The 13925-nt window shown below is 47.3% G+C and carries 12 protein-coding genes; all 12 read left to right on the top strand.

Features of this window, described 5'->3' with window-relative positions; all coding sequences use genetic code 11:
• Positions 1-110: 110 nt before the first annotated feature.
• Positions 111-374 (top strand): biofilm formation stimulator Veg, encoded by a 264-nt coding sequence (gene veg / locus K8U60_RS17890; RefSeq protein ID WP_006830753.1) that lies wholly within the window; start codon positions 111-113, stop codon positions 372-374.
• Between the two features lie 147 nt (positions 375-521).
• The gene (ispE, locus tag K8U60_RS17885) at positions 522-1385 is read left to right on the top strand and encodes a 4-(cytidine 5'-diphospho)-2-C-methyl-D-erythritol kinase (protein ID WP_223643277.1); all 864 of its coding nucleotides are present in this window, start codon (positions 522-524) and stop codon (positions 1383-1385) included.
• A gap of 57 nt (positions 1386-1442) precedes the next feature.
• Positions 1443-2270, top strand: coding sequence for a pur operon repressor (gene purR, locus K8U60_RS17880; RefSeq protein ID WP_223643275.1), 828 nt, complete (start codon positions 1443-1445; stop codon positions 2268-2270).
• 1 nt (position 2271) lies between these two features.
• Positions 2272-2649 (top strand): RidA family protein, encoded by a 378-nt coding sequence (locus K8U60_RS17875; RefSeq protein ID WP_223643273.1) that lies wholly within the window; start codon positions 2272-2274, stop codon positions 2647-2649.
• A gap of 248 nt (positions 2650-2897) precedes the next feature.
• Positions 2898-3182 (top strand): septation regulator SpoVG, encoded by a 285-nt coding sequence (gene spoVG / locus K8U60_RS17870; RefSeq protein WP_223643271.1) that lies wholly within the window; start codon positions 2898-2900, stop codon positions 3180-3182.
• A 248-nt stretch (positions 3183-3430) separates the two neighbouring features.
• Entirely contained in the window at positions 3431-4804 is a 1374-nt protein-coding gene (glmU, locus tag K8U60_RS17865) for a bifunctional UDP-N-acetylglucosamine diphosphorylase/glucosamine-1-phosphate N-acetyltransferase GlmU (protein WP_223643268.1), read from the top strand.
• A 15-nt stretch (positions 4805-4819) separates the two neighbouring features.
• On the top strand, positions 4820-5782 hold the full coding sequence (locus tag K8U60_RS17860; protein ID WP_223643266.1) for a ribose-phosphate diphosphokinase: 963 nt from the start codon (positions 4820-4822) through the stop codon (positions 5780-5782).
• Between the two features lie 115 nt (positions 5783-5897).
• The gene (locus K8U60_RS17855) at positions 5898-6548 is read left to right on the top strand and encodes a 50S ribosomal protein L25/general stress protein Ctc (RefSeq protein WP_223643264.1); all 651 of its coding nucleotides are present in this window, start codon (positions 5898-5900) and stop codon (positions 6546-6548) included.
• A 105-nt stretch (positions 6549-6653) separates the two neighbouring features.
• Complete coding sequence (gene pth, locus K8U60_RS17850; protein ID WP_223643262.1) at positions 6654-7217, top strand: aminoacyl-tRNA hydrolase; 564 nt, start codon at positions 6654-6656, stop codon at positions 7215-7217.
• 69 nt (positions 7218-7286) lie between these two features.
• On the top strand, positions 7287-10820 hold the full coding sequence (gene mfd, locus K8U60_RS17845) for a transcription-repair coupling factor (protein WP_223643260.1): 3534 nt from the start codon (positions 7287-7289) through the stop codon (positions 10818-10820).
• A gap of 39 nt (positions 10821-10859) precedes the next feature.
• Complete coding sequence (locus tag K8U60_RS17840) at positions 10860-12464, top strand: putative polysaccharide biosynthesis protein (RefSeq protein WP_223643258.1); 1605 nt, start codon at positions 10860-10862, stop codon at positions 12462-12464.
• Positions 12461-13924: a bifunctional methyltransferase/pyrophosphohydrolase YabN gene (gene yabN, locus K8U60_RS17835; RefSeq protein WP_223643256.1), complete on the top strand. Its 1464-nt coding sequence runs from the start codon at positions 12461-12463 to the stop codon at positions 13922-13924. The genes K8U60_RS17840 and yabN overlap by 4 nt, the downstream gene beginning before the upstream one ends.
• Position 13925 lies beyond the last annotated feature (1 nt).

The following is a 13925-nucleotide window of genomic DNA, read 5'->3' as shown; positions in this document are numbered from 1 at the left end:
CGGATAAATAAATATTGACAGCAGCTAATAGTCGCTGATAAAATTATAAATTTGCTTGACTATTCCATCATATTATGGTAGAATTTTGTCTATAGTGAGGTGTAGACAAAATGCCCAAAACTTTGGCGGATATTAAAAAGTCGTTAGACCTACATTTAGGAAAACGATTGCTTTTGAAGGCAAACGGAGGTCGCAAGAAAACGGTTGAACGTGCCGGAATCCTGCGCGAAACGTATCACTCCGTGTTCGTGATTGAGCTAGATCAAGAAGAGCATGCATTTGAACGCGTGTCTTACAGCTACGCAGACATCTTAACTGAAGCAGTAGAAATTACTGTGTACGAAGGAACTGAAGATGCACTTGTTGTGAAATAATTGAATTATATTTATATGTTACTTCAAAACTTGCTCCTGCTTATTCAAGCGGAAGGCGAGTTTTTTTGTTTCTGCCGGCACATTCCTTTCCATTGTCCCGCGGTATGTTAAAATAGTCTTCATCAGAATATAAAAGGAGGCAGTGGGATGCTCTACGTAAAAGCGCCTGCCAAGATTAATTTAACATTAGATGTTTTACATAAACGTCCAGATAACTACCATGAAATAGAAATGATTATGACAACGGTGGATTTATCGGACCGTATTGGGCTGATGGGGACAGCTAAAGGCATACATATCCAGTCTGCTGACCGCTTCGTGCCGAGTGATTCCCGCAACCTTGCCTATCAGGCGGCGCAATTGATCAAAGACACTTTCAATATCAAGACCGGAGTCATCATCTCGCTTGACAAAAAAATTCCGGTTGCTGCCGGCTTGGCTGGAGGCAGCAGTGATGCAGCGGCGACATTAAAAGGACTGAACAAACTTTGGCAACTAAACCTGTCACTTGATGAACTAGCTGAGCTGGGCGCTAAAATTGGTTCCGATGTTTCTTTTTGCGTTTATGGCGGAACAGCATTAGCGAAAGGACGTGGAGAAATCATCCAGGAATTGCCCACTCCGCCAAATTGCTGGGTCATTCTAGCGAAGCCGACTTTAGGAGTTTCTACAGCTGATGTCTACGGGGCATTCGATGTTCAGACAGCCCAACATCCGAATACGGAAGAAATGATTCAAGCGCTCAACGATGGCGACTATGAAGCCATGTGTGCCAATTTGGGCAACGCTCTCGAAAGCGTGACGCTGAAATTGTATCCGGAAGTGGAACAGATTAAAGAACAGATGAAGAAATTTGGAGCAGATGCTGTGTTGATGAGCGGCAGCGGACCGACAGTTTTTGGATTGGTGCATCAGGAAGCACGTATTCCGCGGATCTATAACGGCTTGCGTGGTTTTTGTTCAGAAGTTTATGCTGTAAGGTTGATCGGCGAACGGGAGCCACTTGCTTAAATACGGACATTTATGGTAAGTTTTCTATAAATCATTCGTGTTTAGGAGAGGGTAGTTTTGAAGTGGAAGCGCAGTGAACGGCTTGTCGATATGACGCATTTTTTATTGGAACATCCGCATAAATTGATTCCGCTGACTTATTTTTCGGATCTGTACCAATCAGCTAAGTCATCCATCAGTGAAGACTTAGGGATTGTCAAAGAAACGTTCGAAGAAAAAGGAATTGGTTTGCTGATGACAGTTCCAGGAGCTGCGGGTGGCGTTAAATACATACCCAAGCTTCAATCTCATGAAATAAAAGCCATCATGGCAGACTTGATGGAAGAGTTAAGCCATTCTGACCGGCTGTTGCCGGGAGGTTATTTGTATATGACCGATGTGCTTGGCAATCCGGAAATGATGAATCGTGTCGGTAAAGTATTTGCTACGGCATTTGCCAAGGAAAAAATTGATGTGATCATGACGGTAGCAACAAAAGGCATCCCGATTGCCCATGCCATCGCCCGTCATTTAAATGTGCCGGTGGTCATCGTTCGCAGAGACAGTAAAGTTACAGAAGGTTCTACAGTCAGCATCAATTATGTATCTGGATCTTCACGCCGCATCCAGACGATGGTATTGTCGAAACGCAGCATGAAGAGCGGACAACGCGTGCTCATCACCGATGACTTCATGAAAGTCGGCGGGACGATGAATGGCATGAAGAACCTGCTGGAAGAATTCGAATGTACATTGGCAGGGGTCGCGGTACTGGTAGAAGCTGAACATTCAGATGAACGGCTTGTCGAGAAATACCTGTCCCTCGTCAAATTGCATGAAGTCAGCGAGAAAGAACGCACGATTGCATTAGAAGAAGGAAACTACTTTGAAAATGGAGGAGTTTAATATGAATTACGTAGCAACAGACAAAGCGGCAGCAGCGATCGGCCCTTATTCACAAGGCGTGGTGTCAGGAGGAATCCTCTACAGTTCAGGTCAAATTCCATTGACAGCTTCGGGAGAATTGGTTGAAGGGACCATTGCCGAACAGACGCATCAAGTATTTTCGAATCTGAAAGCGGTGCTGGCAGAGGCCGGTTCTTCTCTTGGAGAAGTCATCAAGACAACAGTCTTCATTAAAGATATGAACGATTTCGCAGAATTGAACGAGATTTACGCTGCTTATTTCGGCGACCATAAACCGGCGCGTTCGACCGTTGAAGTGGCACGTTTGCCAAAAGACGTAAAAGTGGAAATCGAAGTCATTGCAAAAGTGAACAAGTAAACCTATATAAGGTGAATTAAAGAAGCAGGTAGACTCATTAAATTGAGTTTGCCTGCTTCTTTTTACGGAAGAGAAGAATCCCGGATAGAGAGCAAAGAAGGACATTTTTTTCAAAGTAGATAGTTATTTCAGTTTATTAAGCAAATTTTCAAATTAGTTTTGTAATTTATGAAGGAGATTAGTCCTTTATAGCGAATACCCATAATTAGGGTTTAAAAATAGCAGCTGAGAGAAGGGGGGATGAGAGAATGGAAGTAACAGATGTGAGACTACGACGTGTACAAACCGATGGCCGAATGAGAGCGATCGCTTCCATCACGCTGGATAACGAATTCGTCATCCATGACATTAGAGTAATTGATGGGAACGAAGGATTGTTTGTTGCAATGCCAAGTAAAAGAACACCCGATGGAGAGTTTCGGGACATTGCACATCCAATCAATTCAAGTGCGCGAACAAAGCTTCAAGAAGCTGTCTTAACTGCATATGAGCAAAGTGAAAGCGAATCGGTCTTGGAAAATGCCGGCGTTTAATGGAGCTGAATCGAGGGGCCTTGTATAGTAAATGGGCTCTTTTTTTATTTGACTCTTTTTGTCATGTTATTGTCATGCCTTGAAACCTTGAAAAATCAAGGTTTTTCCGCTATAGTCAATAAGGAAAAGCTAAATTTTCAGTTGATATAGCCAGGATAAAACTGGGTTTATCAACTGATAGAATAAATAAATGAATAGATAGGATCGGTAAAAGGAATCTTATCAGATCAGGAGCGGAGGGGTAAGGAATGGCGAATACATATGCAGTAATTTTAGCAGCCGGTCAGGGCACCCGTATGAAGTCGAAATTGTATAAAGTGCTTCATCCAGTCTGCGGCATGCCGATGGTTGAGCATGTAACAGGCAATGTCGAGCAGCTCGGTGTTGAAAAAATCGTCACTGTCGTCGGCCATGGTGCTGAAAAAGTTCAGCAGCAACTAGGTGACAAAAGTGAATATGCGCTGCAGGCGGAACAACTTGGGACCGCTCATGCAGTTCAACAGACAGCCTCATTGATTGAAGGTCTGGCAGGAACAACTTTAGTCGTTTGTGGAGACACTCCATTGATCCGACCGGAAACGATGCAGGCATTACTCGATCAGCATGCTGAAACACAGGCAAAGGCGACCATCCTGACAGCGATAGCTGATAATCCGACAGGCTACGGACGGATTCTTCGCAACAGCGCTGGCATCGTCGAGAAGATCGTCGAGCAAAAAGACGCTTCCCCAGAAGAGCAGCAAGTGAAAGAAATCAATACAGGCACTTATTGCTTTGACAATGAAGCCTTGTTTGAAGCGTTAAAACTGGTTTCCAACGATAATGTCCAAGGTGAATATTATTTGCCTGACGTCATCGAGATCCTCCAAAAACAAGGTGAAATCGTTGCTGCTTATGCTACAGACAGCTTTGATGAGACATTGGGTGTAAATGACCGTGTTGCATTGAGTCAGGCTGAAGGCATCATGCGCAAACGGATTGCTGAAAAACATATGAGAGCCGGTGTTTCGATCATCGATCCGGCTACTGCCTATATCAGTGCACAAGCTGAAATAGGAGCGGATACGATTATCCATCCGAATGTCACGATTGAAGGCCATACAAAAATCGGAGAAGACTGCGTCATTTCTTCAAACAGTCAAATCGTCAACAGCGTAATCGGCGACCGTACGGCAATCCGCAGCTCGGAAATCCATGACAGCAGCATTGGCACAGATACTGCTGTTGGGCCATTTGCACACATCCGTCCACAAACCGTTTTGGGCAATGATGTGAAAATCGGCAACTTTGTCGAAGTGAAAAAATCAGAAGTCGGAAACGACAGTAAAGTTTCTCATTTAAGCTATATTGGCGATGCCCATGTCGGGACAGGCGTCAATATCGGCTGTGGCACCATTACAGTAAATTACGATGGCAAAAATAAATTCCAGACCATCATTGAAGACGATACGTTTATCGGCTGCAACTCAAATCTGATTGCGCCGGTCACTGTAGGAAAAGGTTCTTATGTGGCTGCTGGTTCTACCATTTCAAAAGATGTACCCGTGGATTCATTGGCGATTGCTCGCGCGCGCCAAGAAAATAAAGAAGGCTATGCAAACAAATTGAACGGTAAAAAATAGGAGGGTTCACACCTAATGGGCTATCAAAATGCAAACTCGAAATTGAAAATCTTTTCATTGAATTCGAACCAGGAGCTGGCTGAAGAAATTTCGAAACACGCAGGCATTCCACTTGGAAAAAGTTCAGTTACACATTTCAGCGATGGGGAAATCCAGATTAATATAGAAGAAAGTATTCGCGGTTATGATGTATTTATCGTGCAATCAACTTCTCAGCCAGTCAACGAGAACTTGATGGAGCTATTGATCATGATTGATGCCGTTAAACGTGCTTCTGCCCGGACCGTCAATGTCGTAATTCCATATTATGGTTATGCACGACAAGACCGTAAAGCACGTTCACGTGAGCCGATTACAGCGAAATTAGTAGCGAACTTACTGGAAACTGCAGGAGCTACACGCGTGATCGTTCTTGATCTGCATGCTCCTCAAATCCAAGGATTCTTTGATATTTTGATTGACCATTTGGTGGCTGTACCATTGCTTTCTGATTACTTCCTGAATGAAAGCGGCGTTGACCTTGAAAATGTCATTATTGTTTCACCGGATCACGGTGGAGTGACACGTGCACGTAAAATGGCAGACCGCTTGAAAGCACCGATTGCAATCATCGATAAACGCCGTCCGCGTCCGAATGTCTCGGAAGTCATGAACATTGTCGGAAATGTAGAAGGCAAAACAGCCATTATCATCGATGACATCATTGACACAGCAGGAACGATCTCGATCGCTGCGAGTGCTTTAATCGAAAGCGGTGCGAAAGAAGTTTATGCCTGCTGTACACACCCGGTGCTATCCGGTCCTGCTGTACAACGCATCAATGATTCGGTTATCAAGGAATTGATCATCACCAATTCGATTGCATTGCCTGAAGAAAAGAAATCTCCTAAGATCAAACAGCTGTCTGTAGCACGTTTATTGGCCGAAACAATTGTTCGTGTTCATGAGCAAAAGTCCGTCAGCACGCTCTTTGATTGATCGGCACTAATAACTTTCCATGCTCTAGGTTTCATTAATATAAGAAATGGGTATATACTAGTCATGTACCTATCGTGAATTATGTACTTTTTAATATAACTGGAGGCTGAAAGTAATGACTGTAAAAATGACCGCACAAAAAAGAGAAAGCAGCAACAAGAATTCTGCGTTGACTGAAATTCGTTCGAAAGGCAATGTACCAGGCGTAGTTTACGGTTTTAAAACTGAAACGACACCGGTAACTGTATCTGAAATTGATTTGATTAAAACTTTGCGTGAATCTGGACGTAACGGCGTAATCAGCCTTGAAATCGATGGCACAACTACAAACGTTGTATTGAGCGATTATCAAATGGACGCTTTAAAAGGCAGCTTCAAGCATGTTGACTTTTTAGCGATCAATATGTCAGATGAGCTAGAAGTGGCAGTAACTGTTCACTTGACAGGCGAATCAGTAGGCGAAAAAGAAGGCGGCTTTATCACACAGCCTAACCGTGAAGTAAATGTTCGCGTTAAACCTTCTGATATTCCGGATGCTTTGGAAGTAGATACTACTGAACTTGCAATCGGTGAAACCATCACAGTCGGCGATATCCGCGGAACTGTATCTTACGAAATCTTGGACGAAGACGACTTTATCCTTGTTTCGGCAACAGCTCCTCGTACACAAGAAGAATTGGACGAGCTTGAAACTGTATCTGACGAAGATGCAGAACCAGAAGTGGTTGGCAGCGACGATTCTGAAGAAGAAAACAAAGAAGCGTAAATACGAACAGGAAATAAGGGGCTGTCGAGAGACAGTCCCTATTTTTTTGTTTCAAGATCACTTATGGTAAAATAGAAGGCAGTGAAAAAGCAAAGGAAGATGGGTATGAAACTGATTATCGGCTTGGGGAATCCAGGTAAAGCATATGAAGACACGCGCCACAATATCGGCTTTAAAGTGGTGGATTATTTGGCGGGCCAATGGAACGCCCCGTTGACGCAGTCCAAATTTAAAGGCATGTATTCCATTAGCCATCGTCCCGAAGGCAAAGTGATGCTGTTAAAGCCGCTGACCTATATGAATTTGTCGGGCGAGAGTGTCAGTGCGCTGATGGACTATTATGGCATCGACCTGAAAGATATCATTGTAATTTACGATGACCTTGATTTGCCGGCGGGCCAATTGCGGTTGCGCCAAAAAGGCAGTGCAGGCGGCCATAACGGCATCAAGTCACTGATTCAGCATCTGGGAACCCAGGAATTCAACCGTTTGCGCATTGGCATCAGCCGTCCACCGGCAGGTATGAAGGTACCGGATTATGTGCTGCAGCGATTCTCGAAAGAAGAGCGTCCGGAAGTGGAAGACGCCATCAAAAAAAGCGCGGCAGCCTGTGAAAGCTGGCTTTCCAAACCGTATCTCGAAGTAATGAATCAATTTAATGGAGCATAACCGCTTTGACGCATACGGCGTTCAGAGCTTTTTTCTGTTTCCTATACGTTTTTGAAAGGAGGAAGTTGGATGAACCATATTTTAAAGACCTTCTCGGAGGACACCCATACACAGAACTTTATCGCCGATTTAAAGAAAGGCCAAGACCATCAGCTGATTTCCGGCTTGTCTGGGAGTGCGCGGCCAATTTTCTACCAGACAATCTGGTCCGAAGCGGATACTCCTCTATTGATCGTCACGCCAAACTTGCTGCATGCCCAGCGTGTCTACGATGATTTGGTGCGTCTGGTCGGCGAAGAACATGTTCACCTTTACCCAGCGGAAGAGTTGATCGCTGCCGAGGTCTCTTTTTCTGGCCCTGAACTGCGCGCTCACCGCATCGATACGCTCGATCATATGAAGAGTGTCGGAAAAGGGATTTACATCACGCCGGTAGCGGGGATGCGGAAGTTATTGCCGACAAAAGAGCAATGGGACTATGCCACCTTGCGTATTGCCGAAGGCGAAGAACTTGATACAGCGGAATGGCTGTTGAAATTGGTGGCGATGGGCTATTCCCGGACACCGATGGTGACCACTCCAGGCGAGTTTGCGCTTCGTGGAGGAATCTTGGATATTTACCCACTGAATTTGGAACATCCGGTACGCATCGAATTGTTTGATACGGAAGTGGACTCTTTGCGTCTGTTTTCAGCGGAAGACCAGCGTTCGCTTGAGAAAGTCAAATCGCTGTGTATCCTTCCTGCGAGTGAGTTGGTGCTGTCGAAAGACCAGCGCGTCGGTCTGGCAGGGAAGTTGGAAGCCAAACTCGCAGCCAGTTTGAAGAAGATAAAAACTGACGATACGAAAGCTTTGATGCTTCAGCATATTCAGCATGACATCGATTTATTGAAACAAGGCGAAACACCGGAACAGCTATCGAAATACGCGTCGCTGGTTGAGACTCAAACAGCGTCTCTAGGCGATTATTTCCCGGGAAATGGATTGGTCTTTTTTGATGAATTGGGGCGGATCCAGGAAATGACGGATACGCTGGAGCGCGAAGAAGGCGACTGGATCGTCTCGCTTCTGGAAGAAGGGAAGTTTCTTCATGATGTTCCGTTAACGTATACTTTCCGTGAAATGATGACGAAACTTCAGCAAAAGGTAACTTTCCTGTCTTTATTCGTCCGGACATTCCCAATGGTTTCGGTCAAAAAGTCCATCGCTTTCTCATGTAAGCCGATGCAATCCTTTCACGGGCAAATGCATCTGTTGAAAGCGGAGATGGAACGCTGGACCCTAGGGAAGTTCCAGATCTTCATCGTGGCACAAGGCGATGACCGTATGGAAAAAGTGCGGGCTGTTCTTGCGGATTATGACATGGAAGCGGAAATCGCCTCACCTTCGACAGAAATCCAAGGCGGCAAAATCTATTTGGTCGATGGCGAGCTGTCGACAGGATTTGAAATGCCGCTTCAGCGTTTGACCGTCATTACGGATTCGGAATTGTTCAAGCAGCAGCCGAAGAAGAAGACGCGTGCCCAAAAACTGACGAATGCAGAGCGCATCAAAAGCTACTCCGAAATCAAACCGGGCGATTATATCGTGCACATCCATCACGGCATCGGCCGTTTTGTAGGGATTGAAACCCTGGAAAGCGGAGGGGTCCATAAAGACTATCTCCATATTGTCTATAAAGCAGATGATAAATTATTCGTGCCGGTCGATAAAATCGACTTGATCCAAAAATACATTGCATCTGAAGAAAAAGAACCGAAACTGCACAAGATGGGCGGCGCGGAATGGAAGAAAACCCGCACGAAAGTCTCTGCAGCCGTACAGGATATTGCAGATGACCTGATCAAACTCTATGCAGAACGGGAAGCGTTGAGAGGCTTTGCTTTCTCTGAAGAGCAGGACATGCAGCGCCAATTCGAGGCGGAGTTCCCGTATGAAGAAACCGTCGACCAGCTGCGCTCAATCAATGAAGTGAAGAGGGACATGGAAAACGAACGGCCGATGGACCGCCTGATCTGTGGCGATGTCGGATACGGAAAAACAGAAGTGGCGATCCGTGCTGCGTTCAAAGCGGTATTGGACGGCAAGCAAGTGGCGTTCCTCGTACCGACGACGATATTGGCCCAGCAGCATTTTGAAACGATGAGCGAACGCTTCAAGGATTACCCGATTACGGTCGGCTTGATGAGCCGTTTCCGCTCCAAGAAGCAGCAGACCGAAACCGTCAAAGGCCTGAAGAATGGGTCGGTTGATGTAGTTGTCGGCACGCATCGGATTTTATCGAAAGATATGCAGTATAAAGATCTTGGGTTATTGATCATTGATGAAGAACAGCGTTTTGGTGTGACCCATAAGGAAAAGATCAAACAAATGAAGACCAACGTGGATGTGTTGACGCTAACGGCGACGCCGATTCCGCGGACGCTTCATATGTCGATGATCGGTGTGCGTGATCTGTCCGTCATCGAAACGCCGCCGGCCAACCGTTTCCCGGTGCAAAGTTATGTGATGGAACATAACGGCGCGCTCGTGCGTGAAGCCATCGAACGCGAAATGGCGCGCGGCGGACAAGTGTTTTATTTGTATAACCGCGTAGATGATATGACGCGGAAAGTAGAGGAAATCCAACAATTAGTACCGGAAGCACGTGTTGGCTATGCCCATGGACAAATGAGTGAAACTGAACTGGAATCGGTCATTTTAGGTTTCCTTGACGGCGATTACGATGTCTTGGTGACAACGACCATCATCGAAACCGGTATTGATATTCCAAACGTTAACACCTTAATCGTTTACAATGCCGATCGCATGGGCTTGTCGCAGCTCTATCAATTGCGCGGACGCGTCGGGCGTTCGAGCCGAGTGGCTTACGCGTATTTCATGTATCAGCGCGACAAAGTGCTGACGGACGTTGCAGAAAAACGCCTGATGGCCATCAAAGAATTCACCGAGCTCGGATCCGGCTTCAAAATCGCCATGCGCGATTTGACGATCCGCGGCGCAGGCAATCTGCTTGGTTCGCAGCAGCATGGCTTCATTGATTCTGTCGGCTTTGATCTGTATTCACAGATGCTGCAAGAAGCAATCGACGAACGCCAATCCGGAGTCAAAAAAGAAGTGGTGCCGGAAATCGAGATTTCACTCGATCTAGACGCCTATATTCCGGATTCCTATATCGGCGACGGCTATCAGAAAATCCAAATGTACAAACGCGTCAAAGGCATCGACACGGAAGAGGAAATGATTGAGCTGCAGGATGAATTGATCGATCGCTTCGGCGATATGCCGAATGAAACCGACCGCTTGCTGCGCATTGCGCGAATGAAAGTATGGGCACGCCAGGTAGGTGTGGAAGCGATCAAGCAACACGGCAAAGTCGTCACCGTCAAATTGAGCGAAAAAGGCACAGCCGGCATCAATGGCGGAAAAGTAGTGGAGGACTCTGCTGCATACGGCCGCGCAGTCGGATTCAGCATGTCCGGCCAGCAGCTGGTCATGTCCATCGATGAGAATAAAACCAAGAAACTACATCCGTTCGATGTGTTGGAAGGCATGATGAAACTCTTGCCGGAATCGCTTCGTGAAGCAAAACCGGTGAGTTAGGTTGGATTAGTTACTATAAGTAAGAGATGAGTGGGTCCGGTGAACAATGAAGGCACAATGAAATCATTTATGAAAGGCGCAGTGCTGCTGACGATCGCTGGATTCATCGTTAAGCTATTGAGTGCAGTCTACCGGGTGCCTTTCCAGAACCTTGTCGGAGACCAGGGCTTCTATATATACCAGCAGGTTTATCCGTTTGTCGCGATTTTCGGCATTTGGACTTCCTATGGGTTTGCGGTAGCGGTCTCCAAATTGCTGGCGGATACGGGCAGACAAGCGCATGGAGCGATTCTTCGCATCGCGTTCATCTACGTGGCGGCTATTTCCATTGCGGTATTCGTGCTGTTATTTTTTGGTGCAGAGCTGCTGGCCGGCTGGATGGGCGATCAGCAATTGGATCGATTGCTGCAAGTCGGCGCTTTTTCGGTCCTGCTGATGGCACCGCTCGCTGTGCTGAAAGGCTATTTCCAGTCGCGCAATAACATGGCGCCGGTTGCCTATGCCCAAGTGATGGAGCAGGGGCTGCGCGTATCGGTCATTTTGGTCGGGACATGGATCGTCGTCTCGAGCGGTTTTTCATTGTACGCCGCTGGACAGATGGCGATGTTTGGTGCAGTTGCCGGTGGAGTGGGTGCGGTGTTTCTGCTGCTGACCCATTTCCGCAAGCATTCAGACTTCCATAAACAGCCTTCACCACTGCAGACCTGGCCTATCATCAAAGAAATGACTGCTGTCAGTTTGAGTGTCAGCATGAGTTCGTTGATCCTGCTGCTGTTCCAGCTGGTGGATTCGTTTACGGTATTCCGTCTGCTGGAAGAAAGCGGGCTCTCGCGTATTGCAGCCATGGAACAGAAAGGCATCTACGACCGGGGCCAGCCATTAGTGCAATTCGGAATTTTGATCGCCACTTCACTGACTTTGGCAATCGTTCCGTTGGTGGCGCGGACTTCGAAAAACCACAGCGGCAGGCCACCTGAGATGTATGCCAAGTTGGCTTTCCGTGTATCGTTCCTGTTTGCCTTCGCTGCTGCAGTTGGTCTGACCTTCGTCATGCCCTATGTTAACGAAACCTTGTTCCAAACGCGCGAACAATCCGGCGCTTTGATCATCTTCAGCTGGCAGATCGTTTGGATGTCGCTGCTGTTGATCATGACCGCGATGCTGCATGGTCTCGGTAAAGTGAGGGTTCCGGCTTTATTGCTGGCATTGGGCTTGGTGGTAAAAGTCGTCAGCAATTGGTTGTTGCTGCCCGAATGGGGGGTGACTGGAGCGGCGCTGGCCGGAAATATCGGCCTCGCGGTGATTGTCATCGGGTTGGTGTTCTATTTCAAAAAAGTCTGGCCGCTGCAGTTTGCACCGCTTTCCTATTACATCTGGCTGTTCGGCGCAGCTTTGGCTATGTCGGCAGTTGTACTGAGCTGGTCAATTGTGGCTGATGGCTACCTGTTTGACGGTCTATCCAGCCGTTTGGGTGCTGCCTTGACAACGGCTACGGCGATTCCGCTTGGTGCGCTGGTATTCATGGCGCTTATCGGAAAGAGCCGCATCATCACGGAAAAGGAATGGTATATCATTCCGTTCGGCCGCAAGCTGGCAGGACTGCAATTGGCAATAAATTCAAAGAAAAAAGGTGAAAAGCGATGAACACCATTCACATAATCGGCCTTGGTGCCGGAGATTTAGATCAGTTGCCGCTGGGTGTCTATAAAAAGCTCAAGGCTGCAGATAATTTATATGTACGGACCGAAGATCATCCGGTACTGACGGAGCTGGTGCAGGAAGGCGTAACGTTTAAAAGCTTTGATTCGGTTTATGAAAAGCACGATGCCTTCAGCCCGGTCTATGAGGAAATTGCGGAAACCCTGATCGATTTATCGAAGCAGGCATCCGTGATTTATGCTGTTCCGGGGCATCCTTTGGTGGCCGAGCAGACCGTGCAAAACTTGATCGCTGCTGAAAAGCAGGGGCTTTGCCGATTAGCCATTGAAGGTGGACATAGCTTTCTCGATTCACTGTTCGGTGCGCTTCGCATCGATCCGATTGAAGGCTTTCAATTGATGGACGGCACGGAAATGACCAGCGATCAAGTGAATATGACGCAGCATCTGCTGATTACACAAGTTTATGACAGCTTCAGTGCCTCTGAAGTCAAATTGACGCTGATGGAAAAATATCCGGACGATTACCCGGTGACCATTGTGACGGCTGCCGGGTCTGCAGACGAAGTGCTGCGCACCGTGCCGCTCCATGAGTTGGACCGCTCGGCAGAAGTCAATAACCTGACGACTGTCTATGTGCCGCCGGCAGCGGAACAAACGCAGCGTTTAAAAGAATGGCAGACATTCCGCAGCATCATCGCGAAGCTGAGAAGTCCTGAAGGCTGCCCGTGGGACCGCGAGCAGACACATGAGTCGCTGAGCCCATATCTGATCGAGGAAGCGCATGAGTTGCTTCAGGCGATTCATGAAGGCGCCGACGAGGCGATTGCGGACGAATTGGGCGATGTATTGTTGCAGGTGTTCCTGCATGCCCAAATCGGACAGGATAACGGCTACTTCCAGTTAGAGGATGTGCTGGAATCCATCAGCGCCAAAATGATCCGCCGCCATCCGCATGTATTCGGAGATGTATCAGCGGAGGATTCCGATCAGGTCGTCGCCAACTGGCAGGAAATCAAAGCGCAGGAGAAGCCTGCTGCTGCGTCTTTATTGGAAGGCCAAGACCGTTTCAGCTCTTCGCTTACCACATCGTTCAATTACCAGAAGAAGGCGGCGAAAGTCGGATTCAGCTGGCCGGATGCTGCAGGTGCGTGGGATAAATTCCATGAAGAATTGCAGGAGTTCCAGCAGGAAGTGGCGAAAGGTTCCAAAGCCCGCCAGTTGGATGAACTCGGAGATCTATTGTTTACCCTGGTGAATCTTGCGCGGTTCTTCGAGCTATCTCCGGAAGAAGCGATGATGCAGGCAAACCGCAAATTCCAAAGACGTTTCAGCTACGTGGAACAGCAGGTGAAAGAAGGAACCGGAAACTTCAGTGATTACACGCTGGAGCAGCTGGATGACTTCTGGAACCAAGCCAAACGATTGGCAAGAAAGGAAGACTGAC

This window comes from Planococcus circulans (genome assembly GCF_020023385.1).
Taxonomy (GTDB): Bacteria; Bacillota; Bacilli; order Bacillales_A; family Planococcaceae; genus Planococcus.
This window is presented reverse-complemented; position numbering and strand designations above follow the sequence as displayed.

Bases quoted from the DNA above. Each gene is read 5' to 3' on its own strand.
- glmU (WP_223643268.1), top strand. From the start codon at position 3,431: ATGGCGAATACATATGCAGTAATTTTAGCAGCCGGTCAGGGCACCCGT.
- ispE (WP_223643277.1), top strand. From the start codon at position 522: ATGCTCTACGTAAAAGCGCCTGCCAAGATTAATTTAACATTAGATGTT.
- pth (WP_223643262.1), top strand. From the start codon at position 6,654: ATGAAACTGATTATCGGCTTGGGGAATCCAGGTAAAGCATATGAAGAC.
- mfd (WP_223643260.1), top strand. From the start codon at position 7,287: ATGAACCATATTTTAAAGACCTTCTCGGAGGACACCCATACACAGAAC.
- K8U60_RS17860 (WP_223643266.1), top strand. From the start codon at position 4,820: ATGGGCTATCAAAATGCAAACTCGAAATTGAAAATCTTTTCATTGAAT.
- veg (WP_006830753.1), top strand. From the start codon at position 111: ATGCCCAAAACTTTGGCGGATATTAAAAAGTCGTTAGACCTACATTTA.
- K8U60_RS17875 (WP_223643273.1), top strand. From the start codon at position 2,272: ATGAATTACGTAGCAACAGACAAAGCGGCAGCAGCGATCGGCCCTTAT.
- K8U60_RS17855 (WP_223643264.1), top strand. From the start codon at position 5,898: ATGACTGTAAAAATGACCGCACAAAAAAGAGAAAGCAGCAACAAGAAT.
- spoVG (WP_223643271.1), top strand. From the start codon at position 2,898: ATGGAAGTAACAGATGTGAGACTACGACGTGTACAAACCGATGGCCGA.
- yabN (WP_223643256.1), top strand. From the start codon at position 12,461: ATGAACACCATTCACATAATCGGCCTTGGTGCCGGAGATTTAGATCAG.